Origin of the sequence: Chryseobacterium lactis (assembly GCF_003815875.1) — a bacterium.
GTDB classification, from domain to species: Bacteria; Bacteroidota; Bacteroidia; order Flavobacteriales; family Weeksellaceae; genus Chryseobacterium; species Chryseobacterium lactis.
In genome coordinates this window covers 405,309-430,321 of the sequence record NZ_CP033924.1, presented here as the reverse complement: position 1 = coordinate 430,321, position 25,013 = coordinate 405,309, and the positions used below count along the sequence as shown (strand labels likewise).

Below are 25,013 nucleotides of genomic sequence, written 5' to 3'. Positions count from 1 at the left end.
TATACAATAAGGATACAAAATTAATAAATAGTTCGTGATAGAAAATGAAAGTTCCTGGTTCAGAAATTTCTTTCTTCTGACTTTCAGCTTCCTTTCTTAAATAATATGCAGTATCAAAGCTCCCAGCAACATTACAATAGATGATCCGATTGCCCATTTTAAAGTAAATTTTAAATGATCTGAAAATTCTACACCGGCTAATGATACCAACAAATAAGTGGAAGGAACCAAAGGACTTAGTAAATGCGAAGCCTGGCCAACAAGGCTTGCTCTTCCCAAGACATCAGGAGAAATCCCGAGCTGATGCCCCGTGGCGGTAATCACCGGTAAAATTCCAAAATAATAAGCATCATTCGTAAGGAAAAAGGTCAATGGTACACTGAATACAGCAGTAATAATATTCAGATAGCCGCCCCAACTTTGTGGAATAATATTAATAATGCTGTTTCCCATAGCCTGCATAATACCGGTACCATTCAGAATTCCTGTAAAGATACCGGCTCCGAAGATCATTCCCGCTACGGATAATGCATTTCCGGCATGTTTTGAAATAATTTTTTGCTGATCTTTAAGCTTTGGATAATTAATCACAGAAGCAATACAAAAAGCAATCATAAAGGCAATTCCTAAAGGGATAATATCCAGAATCATTACGCTTAAAAGAACGATTGTCAGGAGAAGATTGATGATAATCAATTTGGGACGGCGTAATGCCGGGTCGGCTTCTCCTATAATATCCTGTGGATTGTATCGGGTATATTTTCCGTGTTTATTGATTCTTTTTCTTTCTTTAACTCCTAAAATATAAGCGACCAAAAACACCCAGGCAAGTCCGATTAACATGACAGGAATCATGGGGACAAATATTTCCGTATGGCCGAGTTTCAAAGAACTCATGACTCTTGCTGTGGGGCCGCCCCAAGGTAAAATATTCATAATTCCACCGGCCAGCATAATAATACAGGTCAATACAAGCGGGTTCATTCCCTGCCTTTTATACAGCGGAAGCATTGCTGCTACTACAATGATGTAGGTGGAAGAGCCGTCGCCATCCAGAGAAACCAATGTGGTAAGAATAGCTGTTCCAATCGTTGTTTTTACAGGATTATCTCCTACAGCTTTTAAAATGGCATTCACCAGCGGCTCAAAAAGCCCGGTATCAATCATCAAACTGAAATATAAAATCGCAAAGATCAGCATGACACCGGTAAGTGCAATTTCTTTCACACCTTCTTTCATCATTTTACCAAGATCAGGCCCGAAACCAGCCACTATGGCTATAAGAACAGGAACAAGTACCAAAGCGGTGAGTGGGGTCAGCTTTTTGTTCATGATGAGAATCATGAAAATGAAAATCATTAAGAAACCAAGAAATGTAAGCATAAGTATAGAGATGTAGGTGAGGTTATTATTGTTCTTTTTTTCTCCAGTCGAATGTATTGCGGAAACCGACGTAAGCGTAATTGTCGGTTCTCTGATTGCCGAGCTGGTTGATATAGGCGACTTCAATAGCGGAAGCTTTGCTTAGTTTTATCCCAAGCCCTGCCGTGATACGATTGCTGTCGAATATATCTGTTTTGGTAGCATTGATACGGATTTCATTTTTTACAATCCCATAATATTTTCCCAGTTTTCCAAAGGGAATTCTCATGGAAAGGAGATATCTCAATCGTACTTTAAATTCATCAGGATTACTGAGGAAACGTTCTTCTACCCGAAAACGATGATTGACCAGCGTTCTTCCTATATTTCCTGTCAGAGTAACCTGTTGAAAAGGTCTTGTTTCATAGCGGGTTACTTTTTCTCTTTTGGAGTTGTAAGAATTCAATATGAGAAACATGGCACCGGCACCGGGTTCTACTCCGGGAGCAACCTGATATTCAAGGTAGGCATTCACGAGAAATAATCTTCCGTCCGCAGCAAGATCAAATGACCGGTATTGGGAAAGAGCTGTCAACGTAGTTTTATTAGTAAGCTTTGCGTTCATAATGTATTGATACCACATATTGTAATTATCAATACTTTGGCTTTTTACGTTAATACTGTTGATAAGAATTAATAAGAAAGTGAGAATTAATTTTATGGTAAGGTTCATATAATATTTGATTAACATTGGAATGTTTCAAATATATTTATTAGAAGAAGCGGCTTTTGAATTTTTCAATCAATGACAGTTTTTATCAACGAACTGCATTTTGAGATAAAAAGATATTATATTTGATGAGGCCCAAAATACGGCTTACAATATGTTTTTAATCATAAATTTTATTATTATATTATTGATTATCAGGGTTTTATTTAGTGGTAAAATTCTTGAAAGCCTGATGAAATACCGCTGGAAGTTTTTATTGAGGTTTCAGCACGTTTTTTTCTTTTTAGTCTTCATTTTGATGACTTATTTTACCGAAAATTACTTCCTTGATTCCTTTGAGCTGATCTGGAGTATTATTTTGAACGTATTTTTCAATATCGGAATTTATTATCTCGTCTATTATTATCTCGTTCCCTATTTTTATTTATCCAATAAATATCCTGAGTTTATATTATATGCTTTAATCTGTTTTTTGGTTTCCAGTCTTTTTAGAATTCTTTGGGAACCGGCAGTTTTTGAAATGAATTTTACTCCCAAAGGATTTCATGTCAGTTTTCTTTATAATATTTATATTTCTCAGGGAATTGTGATTCTTGTGGCCTCTTTTTTGGGGATTACCAAAGATAAATTTTTAATAGAGCAGGATGTCATCGACCTCGGCGAGGAAAAAGAACAGCTTTATCTTGACCTGTTAAAATCTAAGCTCAATCCGCATTTTCTATTGAACACCCTCAATAATATGTATGCCAACAGCTTTACCCATTCAGAGAAAACATCAGATTCTATTTTGCAGCTGAGTAAACTTTTGCAGTATATTATTTATGATAGCGGAAAGGACAAGATTAGTCTTACCCAGGAATTTTCTTCTTTAAAAGCCCTGGCTGCCTTATATCAGTTAAAATATAATGATCAGCTTGATATCGTTTTTAATATAGAAGATCAGGATGAGTTTGATATTGTTGAAATTCCGCCTTCTGTTTTTCTTACTTTGTTTGAAAATGCTTTAAAACATTCTGCTATTGGAATAGAGGAAAATAGTTTTATCAAATTATCCTGTACCATTAAAAATTCAGATTTATTTTTTGAAATTGTGAACTCTGTAGCCCAAAATCGGGAATATTCTGCCGAAACAAATTATAAAGGATTGGGAAATGATGCGGTTATTCATATATTAGAAAAATATTATTCGGGAAGGTTTGATTTTATTTCAGAACCTCAAGAAAATAATCAATATAAAATGTTTTTAAAAATTAAAATACATGGCTAATCTGACCGTCGTAAATGTTGATGATGAATATCCCGCATTACAGCTGGTCAGACAATATTGCAGCCGGATTGAAGGGGTAGAACTGCTGGAATCATTTCAGGATCCAAAGAAAGCCCTGGAATTTCTGAAGGAAAATAAAGTAGATCTGGTCATCTTCGATATCAATATGCCCGGAATAAACGGAGTAGAGCTTTTACAGCAGCTTCCCGAAAAACCCTTATGTATTTTTCTCACGCTGGAGTCCAAATACGCCGTAAAAGCTTTTGAATTGGATGTCGTTCATTATCTGGTTAAACCTGTGGATTTTGATACCTTTAAAAAAGCAGTTTATAAGGCTAAGGATTTTTTGCAATTTAAAAATTCTGCTCCTCAGCAGGAAGATTATATCATGTTTAAATCCAATTATGTGATGAACAAGGTATTTCTGAAAGATATTTTGTGGATACAAGGATTTGGAGAATACATCACGCTAATTACCCCATTAAAAAAATATATGATCCTGGAAAGAATGTCCAATTTTGAAGAAAAATTTCAGAGTTTCGGATTTATCAGAATTCATAAATCATACATCGTTTTATCATCCCATATCAAGTCTTATGATGTTGGCCATGTATATTTGAATGGGGGAGAGCAGCTTCCACTAGGCAGAACTTATAAAAAATTAGTAAAAGAGTATTTGGGATAATAAAAACAAAAAAGTCCACTTAGTGAAAAGTGAACTTTAAAGTTAATTGTATTGACAAGTATTTTTATATTCGTCAAAGAATTTTTTAGCTTTTTCCTCCTGCCTGCATCGGGTTTACTTTCCCATTAGCACCTCCTCGAACAGACCCTGCCTCCTGTTTTTGCTTGAATAACTGGAATTTTGAAACTTCCGCATTACCTCCTGCATTGCTCCAGAAGTTATTAGAGGTATCAATATCCGCTGTTTCTCTCATTGGATCAAGCTGAATAGAGGTTAATTTTTTATCAAAATAATAGGTCTTGGAAACCTTTTGTTCATTGAGTCTCCAGATTTGTGCAGATGATTTGTCATATAATTTTGAACCGTCTGCAAAAGTGAATTCAAGAATAATAGGCATTACCAGACCTCCCTTATTGGTAAAGTCTATCTGATAAGCGGTAATATTTTTAAACTTCTCTTTATCCTTTGCTTCTAAAGGAAGAGTTGCCTCAGTTTTAAGCGAATATTCTTTATTCGGATCTACTTTTTCCTGGCCTCTGTCATATCGGTAGTAGAAGTCCTGAGCCTCTTTATCTTTATCAACGTAGAAGGTAATATTTTTATCCTCTCTGTTTCTGATTTTTGAAATATCTTCAAAACTGCTTACTAAAGGCTTTTCTACCTGATATTTCATTTCAGCTGCTGCTTTCGGATTGGTTTCCAGATTGGGAGTGGCTACTGTTACTTTATCGATGGCAATATCCACAGGATCTGTTCCGTAGAACCAACCTCTCCAGAACCAATCCAGGTCTTCGCCACTGGCATCTTCCATAGTACGGAAAAGATCCGCAGGTTCAGGATGTTTGAAAGCCCATCTTTTAGCATATGTTTTAAATGCTTTATCAAAAAGTTCTCTTCCCATGATGGTTTCACGAAGGATATTCAGACCTGTTGCAGGTTTTGAATAAGCATTCGGGCCGTACTGAACAATATTTTCAGAATTACTCATAATCGGTTCCAGCTGGTCTTTCGGGAGTTTCATATAATCTACGATAGTCCATGCCGGTCCTCTTTTAGAAGGGAATTTATTGTCCCATTTTTCTTCGGTAAGATATTCGGTGAAAGTATTTAACCCTTCATCCATCCATGCCCATTGTCTTTCATCTGAATTGATGATCATCGGGAAAAAGTTGTGGCCTACCTCATGAATTACAACACCGATCATTCCGTTTTTGGTGGCTTCGGAATAAGTTCCGTCTTTTTCTGTTCTTCCGAAGTTGAAACAGATCATCGGATATTCCATTCCGTTGGCTGCTTCTACAGATTGTGCTACAGGATATGGATAAGGAATTGTAAATTCCGAATATGTTTTAATGGTATGTGCAACGGCTCTTGTGGAAAACTTTCTGTAAAGTCCATAAGATTCCTTAGGATAAAAGCTCATTGCCATTACTTTATTGTTGTTTTCAGGAATCGTGACACGCATTCCGTCCCAGACAAATTTTCTGGAAGAAGTCCACGCAAAATCTCTTACATTATTGGCTTCAAAAACCCATGTTTTTCTTTGCTTGGAATGGTTTTTCTCCGCTTTTTTCGCGTCATCTAAAGTGACGATTTCTATAGGTTCAGCAGCACTTTCTGCTTTTTTATATCTTGAAAGCTGATCTGAAGTTAATACCTGATCATAGTTTTTACATTCACCTGTACCTCCTACAATGTGATCAGCAGGTACATTCATGGAAACTTTAAAATCTCCGAAAACCAGCGCAAACTCACCCCTTCCGGTAAACTGATGATTTTGCCAGCCCTGAAAATCACTGTAGACACACATTCTCGGATACCATTGAGTCATCGTGTACAAATCATTGCCATCTTCCGGGAAATTTTCATAGCCGCCACGGCCACCCATTTTTATTCTGTTGGAAATATTATAATTCCAGTCTACTTTGAATATAAATTTTTCTCCCTTCTTTAAAGCCTTCGGAAGATCAATGCGCATCATGGTTTTATTCACTGTATACTTTAGGGGAGTTTCCGAAGCATCAGTTACTTTTTCAAGACTTACACCATATCCGTTATCTTTTGCCGGAAGCTCTGTAACTTTGAGTTGCTGATCATTCACAGACGGACGTAGTACAGAAGAATTTTCATACCCTGCATTTCTTACGTTTGAATGCTCATTCTCATCCAGCTGAAGCCAGATATAATCCAGTTCGTCCGGAGAATTGTTGTGATAAGTTATCGTTTCAGAACCTTTCAGATTTCTTTTGTCTTCATCAAGATAGGCAGAAATAGTATAATCTGCTCTGTTTTGCCAGTATCCGTGTCCCGGAGCTCCTGAAGCAGTTCTGTAAATATTGGGTGTTGGAAGAATGCTTCCCAGCTGCTCAAACTTATTTCCATGATTGCTGCCAGGATTATTCTGAATATTTTGTGCGGTGAAACCTGTACAGGTCAATACAGAAAGCGAAAGTGTAACAACTTTTAGTTTCATAACCGAAATGATTTAATAATTGTCAAAGATAATAATAAGCGGTTGAAATAATGAAAATATTTCACATTTAGAAAGGAATTCTTTCCAAAGTCATTTTTAAGGATAAAGCAAATACTCCGGAAGAGACAAAAAGCACCCAATCCTTTTTATTAACCTTGAAAATATTGAGCAAAATAAACAGCACTGCCAGAATCGCGAGAACAATAACAATTTGTCCCAATTCCAGCCCGATATTAAAGCCTAATAAGGGAACAGCAATACTTTGGCTTTTTGCAATCATCACTCTTGCCGTATTGGCAAATCCCATCCCATGAACGAGCCCAAAGATAAGCGCGAGATAATAATTGGCCCGCATCAGGGTTTGTTTTTGATTTTTCATAATGATATTATCCAATGAAGTCACCACGATAGTCAATGGAATTAAAAATTCCACCCAATCAGAAGAAACCCGGAAAATATCAAGAATACTAAGAGCTAAGGTAATAGAGTGCCCGATTGTAAATGCTGTAACAAGGATCAGAATTTTTTTCCAGTCACTGTACGAGTAAACAGCAATTAATACGAGTACAAACAATTGATGATCCAGGGCATCAAGGGAAATAATATGCTCCCAACCCAGGTTTAAATAAAAAAGAAAATCCTGCATCATAGCGTAAAAATATAATGCGTACGAAAATAATGATTAATTTTGGACAAATTTTATTTCTATGTTAGGGTTTATGAAGAATTTTTGGATGCTTTTAATTCCTGTTGTTGTTTTAATGTCGTTCACGACAATGAAGCATCCATATCATGTGGGTTCCGTAGAAATTAATTATAACTCAAAATCTAAAACTTTTGAAGTTACAGGGAGGTTTTTCCTTGATGATCTGGAAAATGGGTTAGGTAAAAAATATGGTGGATCTTTTCATTTTAATGATGAAAAATATAAAGCCCGGCTCAACGAAGCTTTACAAAAATATTGTTCGGAATATTTTAAATTAAAAACTGACAATAAATTTTTGAAGGTTAACTATATTGGTTACGAAGAAGATGAAGAATCAGTCAATGTTTTCCTGGAATCAGAGCCTGTGGCCAATCCCAAAAAAGTAGAGACCGCAGTAAGTTTTCTCTATAATTTATTTGATGATCAGATTAATATTGTGCATATCATTGTCAATGGTGATCGGAAAAGTGAAAAATTAACCTATCCTAATCGTTATCTATACAAACAATTTTAACAGAAAAGAGAATTAAATAATAGTAAGTGATGCTGCTTTTATTGAAGTGGAGTGAAATTGTCTGATTTTAATTCACTTTTAATGGATTAATTTTGTATTATTGTTATTTCGTAAAATTTTCATGTAAATTGTTTTAACTAAAACACATTTATTGCTTTTTATTTTTAATTTATTAATATTATTTAATGTTAATTGTTGTATTATTAATTTGATTATTACGTTTATTTTTTATATTTGTTTAAAATATGTTGAATGAATTTTGTGTTGATTTAATAATTTATTGATGAAAAAAATTATAAAGTAAGTCTGAATAGTTTTAAGTAACCGAATCAAATCAATCATATTATGAAAATGAAACATTACTATTCTGCAATAGCAGTGCTTATGCTAGGCTTTTCCTCTTTTGCGCAGGTTGGGGTAGGAACGCCAAACCCACAAGGTGTCTTTAATATTGATGGAGCAAAAGATAATCCCGCTACCGGAGCGCCTAATGCGACTCAACAAGCCAATGATGTTGCTGTTACAGCAGCAGGGAATATGGGAATCGGAATTACAGTTCCTACCAACAAACTTCATGTCAATGGGACCGACCCCTTGCGATTACAGGGAACCACAGCCGGAAATACTACTACAGATCCATTAATGGTTTTGGATGCTACGGGTGTCGTGAAGACAATAGGTACATTGGGCGCTTTGTCTATCCCCAATCCTGCGGTATTCCGACTGGAAACAGCACAGGCCAATTTTTTAAATGGAGTGGGAGCGGGTGGTTCACAGGTAGTTCCGATGTCTGTTGTGAAAAACTCAATTCCCGGTTTAACTTATAATGCCGGAACGAGTACAATTACTTTTCCTGCAGGAACTTATCAGATGACCGTAGTATATGAAGCTACTCATAATAATACCGGATGTACAATCAGTTCTTATTTTGTAGATTTTCCCCTCGATGCTACAACAACAAGAATCCACAATACGGCAGCTCACTCTGAAGGTGCTTTATCCAATCATGGAGGTACCGTTACCTATGCTACCACAATTCCGCTTAACAGAGCCTGGCAAATTCAGTTAGGAAGAGGACAGTCGGGTAATTGTAGTGGTACAGGAATGAGTTTGGCTGCCAATTCTACCCAGTTATTGGTTTTCCGAATAGGAGATTAAACCGGAGATTAATTCTTTAATGAAAGATTCAGGCTACGAAGGTAAAAGTTCCCATTACCTGCCTATATGTAAGGTGAAAATTCTAACAACACAAATACGTAAACACTTGCTTAATGCAGGTGTTTTTATTTTTACAGATTAATTTTCCAGTTGCAGCAAGGTATTTATTCCTTTAGCATGAGCCAGCAGATCAGGAAAGAAATCATCATAACATTTCTGAAGTTCAGTCTTATGGTCTAAAAAAGCTTCAAATACAGGAATATCTTTATCCAGATATTTTGCTTTATTAAGAACATTCTGAATGCTGAATTTAATGCCCCAATCTTCGCGGTAGTTATAAAGCCAGTCATCCTGTTCCATTTTTATCAGCATTCTTTTAAAATTTTCAGGAAGCCATTGTTCGTGAGCATTCAATACTCTATAGGCACGAAGTGAATGGGCTTTCCATGCTGCAGGAGAGTTCAGGGAGAGATCATTCGCCACAAAATAATCCATAGAAACATCTACAAAAGCACCCGCATATAGCCTTACCAAAGGAGCGAAAACTTTTTTAGCTTCGTGGATAGCAGGGTGGGAATCTGTAAAAGTATCTATGGCTCTATGCATGGTAATCCCGTCCTGGATATCTTTCGGAAATGTAAAACGATCTCTGTTACGAATAAAGTCTTCGAGAAACTGTCCCACGATCTGCCCGTCGGTAAAAGAAAGAAAAGAATGCGCCAGGTAATTCATAAATTAAAGGTATGAATTAAAAGATAAAAGATAAAAGATAAAAGATAAAAGATAAAAGATAAAAGATAAAAGATAAAAGATAAAAGATAAAAGATCTTGTCCTAAATCTCAAAATTGGCTTGGCTCCATCAATAGGGCTGGGCTTTAGCCCAGCCAAACAAATGAAATAAACAAATAATTCCATTTGGCTTTAGCCAAAACTTAAAAAATAAAACATTATTTTTCAACTATCAACTATCAACTATCAACTATCAACTATCAATCATCAAAAAAGTCTCTCATGAAAATCTTCAATCTTACTCACTTCTTCAATCTTGATTCCGAATTTTCTTTTGGGTATTTTATTAAGATTAGACACAAATATCTTTTCATAGCCGAGTTTTTCGGCTTCTGTAATTCTTTGTTCGATTTGTGCTACCGGTCGGATTTCCCCGCTTAATCCAATTTCACCGGCAAAGCAGTAATGTTCAGATATGGCAATATCTTCGTTGGAGGACAGAACAGAGGCTATGACAGCCAGATCCAGTGCTGGATCATCTGTTTTTATTCCACCTGTAATATTTAAGAATACGTCTTTTGCTCCTAATTGAAATCCGGCTCTTTTTTCCAAAACAGCAAGAAGCATATTCAGTCTTTTGGAATCAAATCCTGTACAACTTCTTTGTGGAGTACCATAAACAGCTGTGCTTACCAAAGCCTGAATTTCCAGAAGCATAGGTCGGTTTCCTTCCAGGGTTACCGCCACAGAATTTCCGGATAATTCCTCAAATTTTTTGGTGATCAGAATCTCAGACGGATTTTTTATTTCTTTTAAACCTTGAGAAACCATTTCATAAATTCCAATCTCGGCAGTGGAACCAAAACGGTTTTTATTTGCTCTCAATAATCTGAAAAGATGATTCCTGTCTCCATCGAAATTTAAAACGACGTCTACCATGTGCTCCAATACCTTTGGTCCGGCAATTTGACCATCTTTTGTGATATGGCCAACTAGAAATACCGGGGTATTATTCTCTTTAGCATACTTGATGATCTCATTGGAACACTCCCGTATCTGAGAAACGGTTCCCGGAGAACTCTCGATCAGTTGAGACTGAAGAGTTTGAATAGAGTCGATGATCATAAAATCCGGTTCGAGCTTTTTAGCCTCATGAAGGATCTTTTCCAGTGATGTTTCAGTAAACAGAAAACAGTTTGGGTTTTGGATATCGGTAAGCCTGTCGGCTCTCATCTTAATCTGAGAGGCACTTTCTTCCCCGGAGACATAGAAGATTTTCTTCTTCATCTTTAGGGCAAGCTGAAGCAAAAGAGTTGATTTTCCGATTCCGGGTTCCCCACCAATTAATGTAACGGAGCCTAAAACGATTCCGCCACCCAGAACGCGGTTAAGCTCCTCAGAAGGTGTTTTTATTCTCGGCTCCTCGCTGGTTTCCACTTCAACGATATTGATGACGTGTTGTTTGTTTTTTGAAAAAGGAGGTGTTTTATGGGAAGTCTTTTCAACAACTTCTTCCACTAAAGTATTCCATTGTCCACAATTTTTACATTGCCCCATCCATTGAGAATATTGGGAGCCGCAGTTTTGACAGAAATATGCTGTTTTCAGTTTTGCCATACCGCGAAGTTATAAAAAAGCATTTTTCTTCCGAAATTTAACTTGATCTAATATTTAAATTATACATAAACCATGTTAGAAATATCTTTCATAAATTAGCTTTGTTTAAATCAAAATATTAATGTAAAATATAATTACAATGAAAAAAGTCTTTTTATCCTTCGTATTTGTATTGTTCAGTATGATGAGCTTTGCACAGAATAATTGGGAAATCGATCCGATGCACTCTTCTGTAAACTTCAATATTAAACATATGGGAATCAGTTTCGTTCAGGGCAGATTTGATAAGTTTAATGGAAAAGTAGTAACGAAAGGTGCTAATCTTGATAATGCAACGTTCAATATAGCGATCCTTGCCGAATCCATTAATACCAACGTGGAAATGAGAGATCAGCACCTTAGAAGTGATGAGTTTTTCGCTGTGGGAAGATATCCCGAAATCTTGTTTGAAAGCACTTCCGTAACAAAAGATAAGGAAGGCTCTTATACATTTAAAGGTAAATTAACGATTAAAGGAAATACAAATGATGTAAGTATACCGGTAACATTTGGTGGAATCACTAAAAATAAAAGCGGTAAAGAAGTAATGGGACTACAGGCAAAATTCAATATTAACCGTTTAGATTATAAAATTGATTACGATCCTTCAGGAGCAGGAATTGCAAAAGATGCTGAACTTAGCGTATATCTTGAATTGGTTAAAAAATAAATTTTTATATTTTGTTTTAAAAAGGTTTTCCAATCTCATGGAAAACCTTTTTTTGCTTGATGGAATTAAAGTCAAAGGAATACTACTTTTAATTACCTATTTAAAAAATGGATAAAAAAAATTCAGGTTTAATAGTTGTTTGAAGGTTGTTTTCTTATTTTCAAAATCTAAAAGATTGCTTTGTATTTCTTTTTCCCCTAACTTTGCACAAACCTAATCTAATGAGTAAAAAGAATACAAAGTACATCTTTGTGACAGGAGGTGTAACTTCATCTTTGGGAAAAGGAATCGTGTCTGCTTCTCTGGGGCTATTGCTAAAATCACGCGGTTTTAACGTAACCATCCAAAAACTTGATCCTTATATCAATATCGACCCGGGAACATTGAATCCTTATGAGCACGGAGAGTGCTATGTGACTGAAGATGGTGCGGAGACGGATCTGGATTTAGGCCACTACGAGCGTTACCTTGATGCTCCTACATCCCAAAACAACAACGTTACTACAGGAAAAATCTACCAGACTGTAATTGAAAAAGAAAGAAAAGGAGACTTCCTTGGAAAAACAGTTCAGGTAATTCCTCATATCACGAACGAAATTAAACGTAGAATTAAAATCCTTTCAAAACAGAACTACGATATCATCATTACTGAGATCGGAGGAACGGTAGGAGATATTGAATCTTTACCATACATTGAAACTGTTCGTCAGTTGAAATGGGAACTGGGAGAAAGCAATTCTATGGTAATCCACCTTACATTGTTGCCATATCTGGCTTCAAGTGGAGAATTAAAAACAAAACCATCACAACACTCTGTACGTCAGTTGATGGAAAGCGGAATCATGGCAGATGTCCTGGTTTGCAGAACAGAGCATAAAATTCCAAAAGATCAGAGAGCAAAACTGGCTCAGTTCTGTAACGTACCTTTAGATAACGTTATCGAATGTAAAGATTTGGAAACGATTTACGAAGTTCCAATGTACCTTCAGAAGCAAAACTTTGATGATGTAGTCTTGAAAGAGCTGGATCTGAAAAGTGATAAAACAGCTGATCTTAAGGACTGGAAGAACTTCCTTAAGAAATTCCAGAACCCTAAAAAGACGGTTGAAATTGCTCTGGTAGGAAAATATATTTCTCTTCAGGATTCTTATATCTCTATTGCTGAAGCATTCAAGCATGCAGGAGCAGATCTTGAAACTGAAGTAAAAGTGAGATGGGTATACAGTGGAGATATCACTGAAGATACTATCAAAGATCAACTGAAAGGAGTAAACGGTATTCTTGTAGCACCGGGCTTCGGTGACAGAGGAATTGAAGGAAAGGTGCTTACCGCAAAATATGCAAGAGAAAACAAAATTCCAATGTTGGGTATCTGCTTAGGAATGCAGATCATGACGATTGAATTTGCAAGAAATGTTCTTGGACATACAAAAGCGAACTCAATGGAATTTGATACTGCTACTCCGGATCCTGTAATTTCAATAATGGAAGAGCAGAAGAATGTAGTAGATAAAGGAGGAACGATGCGTCTTGGTGCATGGAAATGTGCTTTGAAAAACGGTTCGAAATTATTTGATATCTATGGAAATAAAAATATTTCTGAAAGACACCGTCACCGTTATGAATTCAACAGTGAATATCTTCAGGAATTTGAAAAGAATGGTTTCCTTGCTACCGGTACAAACCCGGAAACAGGTTTGGTAGAGGCGCTTGAAATGCCTGATCACCCATTCTATGTCGGGGTACAGTATCACCCGGAATATAAGAGTACGGTGGCTACACCACACCCTTTATTCAGAGCTTTCATCAAAGCTTGCGAAAAGAAATAAGGTAAATATTTATCATAAACGTCTACATATAAACTCAGGCTGATTATTCTCAGCTTGAGTTTATTATATACTAACGTATTATAGTATAAAGATTTGATAAAAAAACAGTATTTTTGTCAGCTCAAAATTGCTGCAAATTTATAAGTCTTATTATACTTTGGTAGTAAATTGAAATAGGGAATTTTAATTATAACAAAAATAAAATGCAACAAAACAACGGAATCGATAAGAAGCAAATGATTAGTTTCGCGGTTTTATGCCTGGTTCTCTTTGGTTTTATGTTCTATTTCCAGAACAAACAGGCTAAAGAAGAGCAGTTGAAAGCGCAACAGCAGAAAACTGAACAGGTGAAAAACGCTGTAAAACAAACTCAGGTAACCAATATCAATCCAAATGTAACTCCGAATGCTATTCAGACAGCCAGTCTGGGAAATAATGAATTGAAATTGGAATTTTCAAGCCTAGGAGGACAGGTTTCAAAAGTTGAACTCGTAAAGTATAAATCATACAACCATAAAACAGATAATGCAGATCAACCTCTTTATCTGATCAACAAAAACAATTCAAACTACGGTTTCCAGTTTAAAGACAAAACAGGTAAAGTTATTAATACTAAAAATTTAGTTTTTACTCCAACTGTTAATGGAAATGCTGTAACTCTTACCGCTGATTATAACGGAGCTGTGATCCAGTTTATCTATACATTACTTCCAAAATATACTGTAGATTTTAAAGTAAGAACACAAGGGCTTTCTAAAGTTACTGCTGATAATAAAGCCGATTTTATCTGGGATTATAACGTAAGAAACCTTGAGAAAGGTAGAGCTCAGGAGCAGTCTCACTCAGAATTCTCATACGCATTCAATAATTATAAAGATTATGATTATGATGGAAGAACGACGATGGATGAAGAAAAAGAGACGCTTAACTGGATTGGAGTGAAGCAACAGTTTTTTACTTCTGTAATCGAAGCTAAGAACGGATTTACTCAGAGTAAAGGAAATCAGGAGTCTGTTGAAGAAGGAGAATATTTGAAGAAATTCAATTATGAAGGTTTTGTGCAGATGACAGGAAGCGAGCTTAATCAGGACTTCACGTGGTATTTTATGCCATTGGATTTGCCATTGCTTAAATCATATGATAAGAATTTTGATGAAATTCTACCATTAGGATGGTCTTTCATCGGATGGATGAACCGTGGTTTCTTCATTCCAATGTATAATTTCATTGCATCTTGGGGGTTAACTGCAGGTTGGGCTATTTTCTTATTAACGATTATCGTGAAACTGATCTTATCACCAATCATGTACAAACAGCATAAGCTAAGTGCAATGATGAAGGTGATTCGTCCGGAAATTGATGAGGTAAATGCTAAGCTGAAAGATGCTGATCCAATGAAAAAGCAGCAAGCTACGATGGAGGTCTACCGTAAAGCCGGAGTGAATCAGATGGCGGGATGTTTACCGGCGTTAGTTCAGATTCCTATCTTCTATGCATTATTCCGTTTCTTCCCGAACTTTATTGATTTGAGAGGACAGGGATTCTGGTTTGCAAAAGACCTGACAGCATATGATGATATTATCAAGCTTCCATTTAAAGTTCCATTCTTGGGAGACCACTTAAGTATTTTTGCATTAGCATGTACCGTAGTTATTTTAATTTATACGGTAATGACTTCGGGAAATATGCAGCAGCCACAACAGGAGGGAATGCCAAATATGAAAGTATTGATGTATATTTTCCCTATTACATTCTTATTCTTCCTGAATACTTCAGCATCGGGTCTTTCATGGTATTATTTTGTATCGAATGCAATTAACATTTTGATTATCCTTGTTATTAAATATGTGATTCTGGATGAGAAGAAGATTCATGCTCAGATTCAGGCCAACAAGGAAAAACCAAAAACAGAAGGTAAATTCCAAAAGAGAATGAGAGAAATGATGGAGAAAGCTCAGGAGCAACAAAAGACTCAGGAGCAGATTAAAAATAAAAAGAAATAATCTATATCACCATATAAAAAAAGAGAAGCAAATATTGCTTCTCTTTTTTTATATGGTGGCTTATCCTTGCCAAGGTTTTAAACTTTGTCAAGGATACTAATCGTATTTAAGTCTGAAAGATTGTCTGTGATATATCGTAGGTCCGTGCTTGATCAAGGCTTCCTGATGTTTTTTAGTGGCATACCCGAAATTCGTATCCCAGCCATATTCTGGGAATTCTTCATGCAACTCTATCATCAATTTATCTCTGTAGTTTTTGGCAAGAATAGAGGCGGCGGCAATAGACAATACCTTTGAGTCTCCCTTGATAATACATTGATGAGGAATATAATTATAAGGATGAAACTTATTCCCATCCACTAAAATAAGTTCAGGGATGATAGTGAGCTGGTCAAGAGCGCGATGCATCGCATGAATGCTTGCGTTAAGAATGTTATGTTCATCAATAAATGAAGGTGGCAGCTCTGCGATTGCATAATTTTTGACATTATCCTTTATGTAGCTGTCGAGTTCCATTCGGGTCTTAAACGTTAGCTTTTTTGAATCATTCACAAGGTTTTGTTTAAAGCTTTCATCTAAAATAACTGCAGCTGCAACAACCGGCCCGCTTAAGCAACCTCTGCCTACTTCATCACATCCTGCTTCGATGTAAGTATCCGTCCATTTTTGTAATAATTCCATTCTTGTATTCGAAAATAAGAGCTGTAAAATTAGAAAAAACAAATTGATTAATGGTCTGTTTTAATTCATTTGTGAAACGACTAATGAAATCAATTTTTATCTTGTTAATTCTTGTTTTATAGTGTATATTTTTGCGTTTTTAATGGTTGTTTGTGCCTTGTTTCTTTTATATTATTTTGTTAAAATTAAGTATATTTTTAAGTATTGATATGAATGTTTTTATTGTGTTATAGTATTCCTATTTTTTTAATTTTAATGTTGTAATTATTTTGTTTTGACGACGATTTGTAGATTTTTTTTCTCTTTCTGGTGAAAATAAAATATATGCATACCATTCTATATTTTTAAATTAAGATTGTGTTTTTTATCTTTTTTGATTTTTAAATAGCTTATATTCAGTTATTTAAGTGTTTTGTTTTTTAATTTTCTTCGTGTTTGATGGCTTGATTGATCTTATTGATAATTATTAAAAAAAATATCAATTAAATTTTCTTGTTTTTGTTAAAAACATCAACTTTAACTTAAAATGTTAATTTTTTTAATCATATTACTGGTTTATGTTAAAAAATTAATATTTTTTTAAGAAATTGTTTTGTGATTTTAAGAAAGTTTTACAAATTTGTAGGAATACAAAATTAATTTGATATGAAGAAACTAACAACCAGTCTTCTAGTTTTGATGTTGACTTCTTCTGTGGCCATTGCAAATGCCCAGGAAAAAAAGAATGATACCGTGAAGACGAAAGAAATCGAGGGGGTCGTAGTGACTGCACTCGGGATCAAAAGAGAGAAAAGATCTCTTGGTTACGCTACCCAGGAAGTAAAAGGGGACGCGGTCAACAAAAATCCAACAACAAACTTTTTGAATAACCTTTCCGGTAAAGTTGCCGGTCTGGAAATTAAGCAGAGTACTAACTTTGGGGGATCTGTCAATGTTGTGATGAGAGGTTTTAAATCTTTATTGGGTAATAACCAGGCTCTATTCGTTGTGGATGGAATTCCTATTTTGAATAATAATATCAATACAAGCTCCCAGAACACAGGTGGTGGTGGATATGATTATGGTAGTGCGATTTCGGATATCAACCCTAACGACATTGAAACGATGAACGTTCTTAAAGGAGCAGCTGCAACTGCGCTTTATGGATCCAGAGCTCAAAATGGAGTTATTTTAATTACAACTAAAAAAGGGAAGAAAAATAAAGAAGGAATTGGATTGGAATTTTCAAGCTCCATTACAATGTCATCTGTAGATAGATCAACTTTTCCTAAGTACCAAAGCCAGTATGGACAAGGATATAGAGGGACCAGTTTTGCCGGTACTTTAGATGGTAGTCCAATTGTTGATTTTGGAAATGATGCATCTTATGGTTCTCCGTATGATGGATCATTGGTTTGGCAATACGGTGCTTTTACTCCGGGATCACCAACAGAAGGACAAAGGACTCCTTGGCAAATGGCAAAAAATGGCCCGATTAAGTTCTTTAATGTAGGGGCTACCTATGTGAATAATATTGCTCTAAGTGGAGGAGATGATAAGGCAACTTATCGTTTAAGTTATTCAAATACCAATGCTTCTGATATTTTGCCAAACAGTACGCTAATGAAAAATAACTTTAGTGGAAGTGCTTCATATAAATTGACTGATAAGTTGACGGCAAATTTCTACGCTAATTATGTGACTCAGAAAACTAAAGGTAGAAATAGCACGGGGTACAATGATAACATTATGACTAATTTCAGACAATGGTGGCCAACTAACGTTGATGTTAAAGATTTACAATATCTGTACAGTACCTATAAAAAGAATTATACATGGAATATAAACGGTACTGATGATCTGACGCCTGCATTTTGGGATAACCCTTATTTCCAGAGGTATGAAAATTATCAAAATGACTCAAGAGACAGATTTGCCGGAAACTTTAGTTTGAACTATGATGTGAGTAAGGAGTTTAACTTATTACTTAGAATGGGTACGGATGGGTATACTATGATGACAGAGGACAGAAAAGCTGTTGGATCATACATTGGAAATACCTTTGGATTGAATACAGTTGTTCAGCCTTCAGGATATGCTTTAAGCAATTATAAATTCAATGAAACCAACTATGACCTTATCGCTACTTATAAGAAAAATGTAACTGAAGATTTCAATGTTACAGCTTTATTAGGAGGAAACGTTAACGTTCAGAAAGCTTTTTCAAACCAGCAGTCAACATCCGGTGGTTTGTATACCCCCGGAATATATACTATTGCTAACTCAAAATCTAACCCGGTAAGACCATTGATTTCTGATGTTTCAAAATATGTTTATGGTGTTTTTGCTCAGGTTTCATTAGGATATGCTAATACTTACTATTTGGAAGGTACAATCAGGAGAGATCAATCAACAGCATTACCTAGTGTTAACGCTGTTTACTGGTATCCTTCGGTGTCTGGAAGTATTGTGTTTTCCAATTTAGTTAAGGCCAACTGGTTGAATTTTGGTAAAGTACGTGCTGGGTATTCTCAGGTAGGTTCAGATACAACTGCAGATCTATTGAGAGATAGGTATTTTTCACAACCTTCATATGGTGATGTTCCTGTGTATGCATATAATGCGGTGCTTAGAAACTTTGATCTTAGATCTCAAGGACTTAAAAATATAGAAGTGGGTATTGAAACTAAAATGTTTAATAATCGTTTTGGTTTTGATATATCTTGGTTCCAGAATAGGGCATTCGATCAGATCATTGCACTTCCGGTGTCATATGGTACAGGAGCTAGTGCTAAAAATCAAAATGCCGGAGAGCTTACAACAAAAGGTTTTGAAGTAGCGGTTAATGTAACGCCTATTAAAACAACGGATTTTTCGTGGGATCTTAATTTAAACTGGTCTAACCCTTGGACTAAAGTTACTGAGTTAAGTCCGGGTATTGAAAATATTTCAATCGGTAGACTTCAGGGAGGTGCCAGTGTAAATGCCCCGTTAAATGGAGATTATGGTACACTCTGGACATCTGATTTTGTATACGATTCAAACGGACAAAAGATTGTTGGACCAAACGGAGCTTATTTGGTGTCCGATAAAGCGATTTATGATCAGGGAAGTTTCCAGGCAAGATGGAGTGCAGGTTTAAATAATACAATCAATTATAAAAACCTTTCATTAAGCTTCCTGATCGACTGGAGACAAGGAGGAAAGGTGTATTCATTAGATCAATCTTACGGTTATGGTACTGGTCTTTATCCTAACTCTGTAGGATTGAATGACTTGGGTAATCCTGTGAGAAACACTATTGCTAATGGTGGTGGTATAATTCAACCGGGAGTAATGGCGGATCCTAATAATCCTGGTCATTATATTCCAAATACAATTAGATTGGATAAATCTCAATCAAGCCAGGTTTTACAAACGGATTTACCGGGAGCAGCCTATGTGTACGACGCAAGTTTTGTAAAACTTAGAGAAGTTGCAATAACATATAAATTTAATAAAAACATCTTTAATTCTAAATTTATACAAGGAATGTCGATGAGTCTAGTAGGAAATAATCTATGGATTATTCATAAAAATCTACCTTATTCAGATCCTGAAGCAGGTTTGTCAGCAGGAAATATACAGGGGTATCAATCCGGTCCGCTGCCAACTACAAGGAATATCTCGTTTAATGTGAAAATTAATTTTTAAGAAGACATGAAAAAATATATATTAACATCCTTAGTCGCGATGCTGTTCGTTGGATGTCAAACAGCTGATGATGTAAACTCGGATCCTCATGCTACATATGAAACGACTCCTGAGGCTTTAATTACTTATGCGCAAAAGGAATTGAGCGATTATATGACTACACCTAGTGTTAATGAAAATAACTTTAGGTTAACGATGCAATACTGGCAGGAAACGATCTATGTAAATGAAAGTAATTATGATTTTACCAATAGAAACGTTTCTAATAACGTTTGGATCGATAATTATGTGAACGTATTAAAGAATTTGGATCAGGCGAAAAGAATTATAAATGCGTATGTGCCTACTTTTCAGGAAGCTGCAACTTGGCCTGGGATAAAGCAGAATCAATTAGCTGTAATTGATATAATGCAGGTGTATACATTTCAGATTTTAGTGGATACCTATGGAGATATTCCTTATACACAGGCGCTGGATATTGATAAGTATCCATTACCAAAATATGATAAGGCTTCCGATATCTATACCTCACTTATTGACAGATTGAAAACTGATATCACTAATTTATCCGAAGATTCTGATGCTTTTGGAAGTGGAGATGTTTTTTATAAAGGGGATATAAGCAAATGGGAAAAGTTTGGTAACTCTTTATTGCTTAAGTTGGGGATGTCTCTGGCAGATGTTAATCCTACTTTGGCGCAAGCTACAGTTAACCAGGCGATCTCAGGTGGTGTAATGAATGCATCCGGAGATGATTGTAAATTCCAGTATTTAGATTCTTCTCCAAATGAAAATCCTGTTTACCAGGAGGTGACTTCCAGAAATGATTTTATTGCCGGTAAGACATTGGTAGATTATATGAAAAGCACGAATGATACAAGAATAAGTGTTTATTATAGAGGTCCGATTGGTGGTCAATATATAGGGCAGATCATTGGAGCACCTGGAGCATTTGGTAGTTTTTCAAAACCTGGGACTTTTACCAGGGATGCAACTACTCCGGGTATTCTTTTGAGTTATACTGAAGTAGCCTTTTATTTAGCTGAAGCTGCTGCAAGATGGGGAATTGGAGGAAGTCCTTCAGCCTTGTATACCACAGCTGTTACTTCTTCTTTTAGTGATTGGGGTAAAGATGCAGATGCTGCAGCGTATTTAGCAGCCCATCCATATGATGCTTCCAACTGGAAAAAATCAATAGGAGAGCAGGCTTGGGTAGCGATGTATAATCAAGCGGTAACTTCTTGGAACTTTTACAGAAGACTGGATTATCCACAGTTGGTTGCTCCTACAACGGCTATTCCTAATGCTGGTGGAAAAGTTCCTGTTAGACTGCAATATCCTCCAGCTGAAGCTACAACAAATGGTAGCAACAGTGCAGCGGCAAGTGCTGCTATTGGAGGTGATAAATTAACGACAAAAATATTCTGGGACGTTAATTAATAACCGACATTCATTTAACATTCATATTATACCGCCTTCGGGCGGTTTTTTTATTTTCTGGACTGTTAAAAAATGGTGTTGCTCGAAGTTTTGCGGGTTAATAAAATTAATATGCATAGCATTGTATTTTTATTATCTCATTTTTCGTTTTTATCTGTTTTTATTTCATTTGATTGATTAACAGTTGTTTATTAATTTAATCTTTCGTTAATATATAGATAATATCGATTTTATTGATTGTTATTGTTTCTTAAAAAAAAATAATGTTTACTTATGGGGTTTTTGTTAAAAGTTTCTATTTTAACTTAATTTGTTATTTTTTTGTTTAATTAATTTCTTGATTTTTGAATAAATGATAATTTTTTTTATTTTTTCTTTGTGTTGTTAAGAAAGTTTTACAAATTTGTGAGGTACAAAATTAATTTAGATTAGATATGAAGAAACTAACAACAGGTCTTCTTGTTTTAGTAGTGTCTTCCTCTGTTGCTGTTGCTCATGCGCAGGAAAAGAAAGACACTCTTAAAACAAAAGAAATCGAAGGAGTGGTGGTGACTGCACTTGGGATCAAAAGAGAGAAAAAATCATTAGGATATGCTTCTCAGGAGATTAAAGCAGGTGCATTATCAGATGGAACAACTAACACAGGGAACATTGCTGCCCAGTTATCCGGTAAAGTAGCAGGTCTTAATGTTACTACCAATAACAACTTTGGAGGGTCTTCCAATTTGGTAATCAGAGGAGTAAAGTCACTAGCAGGTGGTAATCCGCTAATTGTTATTGATGGATCACCAGTTAACAACACCAGTACTCAGGCAAACTCAATTGACTATGGTAATGCTCTTTCCGATATTAATCAGGAAGATATTGAATCAATCAACGTATTAAAAGGAGCTGCGGCTTCTGCATTATATGGCGAAAGAGGACTAAACGGGGTGATTGTAATCACTACTAAAAATGGAAAAGGAAAAGATGACGGGTCTTGGGGAGTAACATTCTCTTCTGCTGTACAGGTCGGATTTATTGATAAATCTACTTTCCCGGAATATCAGACACGATATGGTGCGGGATATTCTCAGAAATTCGGATCACAGGCATCTGACGGTTTAAATTACGCTAACTTTTCTGCTGATGCATCATGGGGACCAAAATTTGACCCTAATTTGATGGTGTACCAATGGGATTCTTTTAATCCTTTATCCCCTAACTACCAAAAAGCAACACCTTGGGTAGCTGCAAAAAATGGACCTATTAAATTTTTCGAAAATCCGGCTTCTTATATCAACAGTGTAACCTTAGAAAAAGGACAGAAAGGGAAAAACATCAGTTTTACGTATGAAAATATGATGTCTGATGGGTTAATGCCTAATTCTCACCTTAATAAAAATAATTTCTCTTTAAAGATTAATTATGATCTGACCCCTAAATTACACTCTTCTTTTTATTCTACAATGACTTTGCAGGATACTAAAGGGAGAAGTATTACAGGGTACTCAAATAATATCGCAACCGGCTTCAGACAGTGGTGGCAAACCAATGTTGATGTTAATGATCTTCAAAATTTATATTTTGCAAACGTAGATCCGCACGTTGCTAATGCATCCAATAACTATGGTAACGTTACCTGGAGCAGAAAATCGGCTGCAAACGGAGCTCCGGCCTATTGGAACAACCCATATTTCCAGGCCTATCAAAATTATTCTTCAGATAAGAGATACAGAAGCTTCACCTATGGTCAGGTAACGTATGATCTGCTAGATAACATCTCTGTTACTGGAAAGGTTTCTTATGACAGATCAAACCTTATGGCTGAAAGCAGACTGGCTGTTGGATCTTTACCTCAAGCTTTCGGACAATCAAATAACTCTATTGGTTCAGGATATGGGAGACGTGATATTCTACAGACGGAAACCAATTATGACTTAATGGTGAATTATAAATTTGATATTACTGATAATATTAACCTTTCAGGAGTTGTTGGAGGAAATATCCGTAGAAACTATTACAATTCACTGTATGCTTCAACAGAGGGTGGATTGGTCGTACCTGGAATTTATGCTTTATCCAACTCTAAAAAGGCACCTTTAGCACCTGATGAAACTGAATATACAGTACAAACCAATTCCTGGTATGCAACAGCTTCATTTGATTTCTATAAAAAATTCTATTTGGATGCAACATTTAGGGTAGAAGAGACGTCAACATTGCTAAAGGGTAATAATGTTTTTAATTATCCTTCAATAACAGGATCATTAATTATGTCCGAAATTCTAGATACCAAAAGATGGATGAATTTCTGGAAAATCAGAGCAAACTATGCGCAAGTGGGAGGGTCTGCATCTTCTTACCAATTAACCAATAATTACAGATCTGCCGGAATTCTATTTAATACAGGAATTTATAACTCAATCTTAAATCAACCTTATCCGGGGCTTCAGCCTCAAAAGGCTAATGAATTTGAAGTTGGGACTGAAGCTCATTTCTTGAGAGATAGAATTACGCTTGATGTTGCTTATTATAAGACAAAAACTACTCCTCAGATTCTTCAACCACTTCCGACATCTGCAGCGATAGGGTATACTGGTAAAGTATTCAATGCGGGAAGAATAGATAACAGTGGGGTTGAAGTACAATTAGGTTTAGTTCCGATAAAAACAAAAGATTTCACTTGGAATATTGATGCCAACTGGTCTAAAAACCAGAATAAAGTGGTGGAATTATATCCGGGGATCAACAATTATTTATTAAATAGTTTCCAGGGTGGAGTTTCTTTAAATGCTAGAGTAGGTGAAGCTTGGGGAGCATTAATTGGGTCTGATTATACCTATGTGAATGGTCAAAAAGTTATTGACCCGAATACTGGAAAATATTTACAAAATCCAAATCAGGTAATTGGTAATACTACCCCGGATTGGATTGGAGGTATCCGAAACAGCTTTAGTTACAAAGGATTTTCTTTAAGCTTCTTAATTGATATGCGTAAAGGGGGTGATATATTCTCAACAGATATGTATTACGGATTATCATCAGGTCTTTATAAAGAAACTGCTATTGGAGATTACAGAGATAAGCCTATTGTTTTGCCTGGTGTTCTTCCTGATGGTACTCCAAACAATATCGCATTATCTCCGGTTGACAACAGTGGTTCTACAGGATATAAAACACAACCTTCAAGCGCATTTGTTTATGATGGATCTTTCATTAAGCTAAGAGAAGCAAGTATTGGATATACACTTCCGAAATCCTTATTGGCAGGTACTAAGATTTATGATGCGAAAATTTCAATTGTAGGTAGAAACTTATGGATTATTCATAAAAATTTACCATATGCAGATCCTGAAGCCATGGTAGGTGGCGGCGTTAGCTCCTATGGATGGTCTATTGGTTCAATGCCTACGACAAGAGATCTTGGTATCAATGTCACATTTAAATTCTAAATT

General features: G+C 35.8%; 17 protein-coding genes. 10 read left to right on the top strand and 7 right to left on the bottom strand.

Annotated features, from left to right (window positions below):
- Positions 1 to 96: 96 nt before the first annotated feature.
- Together EG342_RS01825 and EG342_RS01820 are read right to left on the bottom strand one after the other, a co-directional pair.
- Complete coding sequence (locus EG342_RS01825) at positions 97 to 1,509, bottom strand: CitMHS family transporter (RefSeq protein WP_317126836.1); 1,413 nt, start codon at positions 1,507 to 1,509, stop codon at positions 97 to 99.
- Entirely contained in the window at positions 1,409 to 2,095 is a 687-nt protein-coding gene (locus EG342_RS01820; RefSeq protein ID WP_103291979.1) for a DUF2490 domain-containing protein, read from the bottom strand. The genes EG342_RS01825 and EG342_RS01820 overlap by 101 nt, the downstream gene beginning before the upstream one ends.
- Positions 2,096 to 2,390: 295 nt before the next feature.
- Between EG342_RS01820 and EG342_RS01815 the strand changes: the two genes are divergently transcribed.
- Positions 2,391 to 3,359, top strand: a complete 969-nt coding sequence (locus EG342_RS01815) for a sensor histidine kinase (RefSeq protein ID WP_246008719.1) — start codon at positions 2,391 to 2,393, stop codon at positions 3,357 to 3,359.
- A complete protein-coding gene (locus EG342_RS01810; protein ID WP_103291980.1) occupies positions 3,352 to 4,044 on the top strand; it encodes a LytR/AlgR family response regulator transcription factor in 693 nt (230 codons plus the stop codon). Before EG342_RS01815 ends, EG342_RS01810 begins: the two co-directional genes overlap by 8 nt.
- 85 nt (positions 4,045 to 4,129) lie before the next feature.
- On the opposite strand, the gene EG342_RS01805 is transcribed toward EG342_RS01810, so the two are convergent.
- Both EG342_RS01805 and EG342_RS01800 read right to left on the bottom strand, forming a co-directional pair.
- Complete coding sequence (locus EG342_RS01805) at positions 4,130 to 6,517, bottom strand: M1 family metallopeptidase (RefSeq protein ID WP_103291981.1); 2,388 nt, start codon at positions 6,515 to 6,517, stop codon at positions 4,130 to 4,132.
- 67 nt (positions 6,518 to 6,584) lie between these two features.
- Positions 6,585 to 7,163 (bottom strand): HupE/UreJ family protein, encoded by a 579-nt coding sequence (locus tag EG342_RS01800; protein WP_103291982.1) that lies wholly within the window; start codon positions 7,161 to 7,163, stop codon positions 6,585 to 6,587.
- Between the two features lie 73 nt (positions 7,164 to 7,236).
- Here EG342_RS01800 and EG342_RS01795 point away from each other — a divergent pair, with 73 nt between their 5' ends.
- On the top strand, positions 7,237 to 7,737 hold the full coding sequence (locus tag EG342_RS01795; protein WP_103291983.1) for a DUF6702 family protein: 501 nt from the start codon (positions 7,237 to 7,239) through the stop codon (positions 7,735 to 7,737).
- A 345-nt stretch (positions 7,738 to 8,082) separates the two neighbouring features.
- Positions 8,083 to 8,895, top strand: coding sequence for a hypothetical protein (locus EG342_RS01790; protein ID WP_103291984.1), 813 nt, complete (start codon positions 8,083 to 8,085; stop codon positions 8,893 to 8,895).
- A gap of 138 nt (positions 8,896 to 9,033) precedes the next feature.
- Here the strand turns inward: EG342_RS01790 and EG342_RS01785 are convergent, their stop codons facing one another.
- Both EG342_RS01785 and radA read right to left on the bottom strand, forming a co-directional pair.
- On the bottom strand, positions 9,034 to 9,627 hold the full coding sequence (locus EG342_RS01785) for an acyl carrier protein phosphodiesterase (RefSeq protein ID WP_103291985.1): 594 nt from the start codon (positions 9,625 to 9,627) through the stop codon (positions 9,034 to 9,036).
- A 265-nt stretch (positions 9,628 to 9,892) separates the two neighbouring features.
- Positions 9,893 to 11,242 carry a DNA repair protein RadA gene (gene radA / locus EG342_RS01780; RefSeq protein WP_103291986.1) on the bottom strand — a complete coding sequence of 450 codons (1,350 nt, stop codon included), beginning with the start codon at positions 11,240 to 11,242 and terminating at the stop codon, positions 9,893 to 9,895.
- Between the two features lie 139 nt (positions 11,243 to 11,381).
- On the opposite strand from radA, the gene EG342_RS01775 reads away from it, so the two are divergent.
- From EG342_RS01775 to yidC, 3 genes are all read left to right on the top strand, one after another.
- Entirely contained in the window at positions 11,382 to 11,951 is a 570-nt protein-coding gene (locus tag EG342_RS01775) for a YceI family protein (RefSeq protein WP_103291987.1), read from the top strand.
- 221 nt (positions 11,952 to 12,172) lie between these two features.
- Complete coding sequence (locus tag EG342_RS01770) at positions 12,173 to 13,780, top strand: CTP synthase (protein ID WP_103291988.1); 1,608 nt, start codon at positions 12,173 to 12,175, stop codon at positions 13,778 to 13,780.
- A gap of 203 nt (positions 13,781 to 13,983) precedes the next feature.
- Positions 13,984 to 15,783: a membrane protein insertase YidC gene (gene yidC, locus EG342_RS01765; RefSeq protein ID WP_103291989.1), complete on the top strand. Its 1,800-nt coding sequence runs from the start codon at positions 13,984 to 13,986 to the stop codon at positions 15,781 to 15,783.
- Positions 15,784 to 15,879: 96 nt separating this feature from the next.
- On the opposite strand, the gene EG342_RS01760 is transcribed toward yidC, so the two are convergent.
- Positions 15,880 to 16,464 carry a ribonuclease HII gene (locus EG342_RS01760; protein ID WP_103291990.1) on the bottom strand — a complete coding sequence of 195 codons (585 nt, stop codon included), beginning with the start codon at positions 16,462 to 16,464 and terminating at the stop codon, positions 15,880 to 15,882.
- A gap of 645 nt (positions 16,465 to 17,109) precedes the next feature.
- Here EG342_RS01760 and EG342_RS01755 point away from each other — a divergent pair.
- The 3 genes from EG342_RS01755 (at position 17,110) to EG342_RS01745 (ending at position 25,010) form a co-directional block, all read left to right on the top strand.
- Complete coding sequence (locus EG342_RS01755; RefSeq protein WP_103291991.1) at positions 17,110 to 20,136, top strand: SusC/RagA family TonB-linked outer membrane protein; 3,027 nt, start codon at positions 17,110 to 17,112, stop codon at positions 20,134 to 20,136.
- 6 nt (positions 20,137 to 20,142) lie between these two features.
- The gene (locus tag EG342_RS01750) at positions 20,143 to 21,576 is read left to right on the top strand and encodes a SusD/RagB family nutrient-binding outer membrane lipoprotein (RefSeq protein ID WP_103291992.1); all 1,434 of its coding nucleotides are present in this window, start codon (positions 20,143 to 20,145) and stop codon (positions 21,574 to 21,576) included.
- A gap of 434 nt (positions 21,577 to 22,010) precedes the next feature.
- Complete coding sequence (locus tag EG342_RS01745; protein ID WP_103291993.1) at positions 22,011 to 25,010, top strand: SusC/RagA family TonB-linked outer membrane protein; 3,000 nt, start codon at positions 22,011 to 22,013, stop codon at positions 25,008 to 25,010.
- Positions 25,011 to 25,013: the final 3 nt, after the last annotated feature.

Excerpts from the sequence above, each read along its gene's own strand:
- EG342_RS01820 (WP_103291979.1), bottom strand. The coding sequence starts at position 2,095 with ATGAACCTTACCATAAAATTAATTCTCACTTTCTTATTAATTCTTATC.
- EG342_RS01815 (WP_246008719.1), top strand. The coding sequence starts at position 2,391 with ATGACTTATTTTACCGAAAATTACTTCCTTGATTCCTTTGAGCTGATC.
- EG342_RS01810 (WP_103291980.1), top strand. The coding sequence starts at position 3,352 with ATGGCTAATCTGACCGTCGTAAATGTTGATGATGAATATCCCGCATTA.
- EG342_RS01805 (WP_103291981.1), bottom strand. The coding sequence starts at position 6,517 with ATGAAACTAAAAGTTGTTACACTTTCGCTTTCTGTATTGACCTGTACA.
- EG342_RS01800 (WP_103291982.1), bottom strand. The coding sequence starts at position 7,163 with ATGCAGGATTTTCTTTTTTATTTAAACCTGGGTTGGGAGCATATTATT.
- EG342_RS01795 (WP_103291983.1), top strand. The coding sequence starts at position 7,237 with ATGAAGAATTTTTGGATGCTTTTAATTCCTGTTGTTGTTTTAATGTCG.
- EG342_RS01790 (WP_103291984.1), top strand. The coding sequence starts at position 8,083 with ATGAAAATGAAACATTACTATTCTGCAATAGCAGTGCTTATGCTAGGC.
- EG342_RS01785 (WP_103291985.1), bottom strand. The coding sequence starts at position 9,627 with ATGAATTACCTGGCGCATTCTTTTCTTTCTTTTACCGACGGGCAGATC.
- radA (WP_103291986.1), bottom strand. The coding sequence starts at position 11,242 with ATGGCAAAACTGAAAACAGCATATTTCTGTCAAAACTGCGGCTCCCAA.
- EG342_RS01775 (WP_103291987.1), top strand. The coding sequence starts at position 11,382 with ATGAAAAAAGTCTTTTTATCCTTCGTATTTGTATTGTTCAGTATGATG.
- EG342_RS01770 (WP_103291988.1), top strand. The coding sequence starts at position 12,173 with ATGAGTAAAAAGAATACAAAGTACATCTTTGTGACAGGAGGTGTAACT.
- yidC (WP_103291989.1), top strand. The coding sequence starts at position 13,984 with ATGCAACAAAACAACGGAATCGATAAGAAGCAAATGATTAGTTTCGCG.
- EG342_RS01760 (WP_103291990.1), bottom strand. The coding sequence starts at position 16,464 with ATGGAATTATTACAAAAATGGACGGATACTTACATCGAAGCAGGATGT.
- EG342_RS01755 (WP_103291991.1), top strand. The coding sequence starts at position 17,110 with ATGAAGAAACTAACAACCAGTCTTCTAGTTTTGATGTTGACTTCTTCT.
- EG342_RS01750 (WP_103291992.1), top strand. The coding sequence starts at position 20,143 with ATGAAAAAATATATATTAACATCCTTAGTCGCGATGCTGTTCGTTGGA.
- EG342_RS01745 (WP_103291993.1), top strand. The coding sequence starts at position 22,011 with ATGAAGAAACTAACAACAGGTCTTCTTGTTTTAGTAGTGTCTTCCTCT.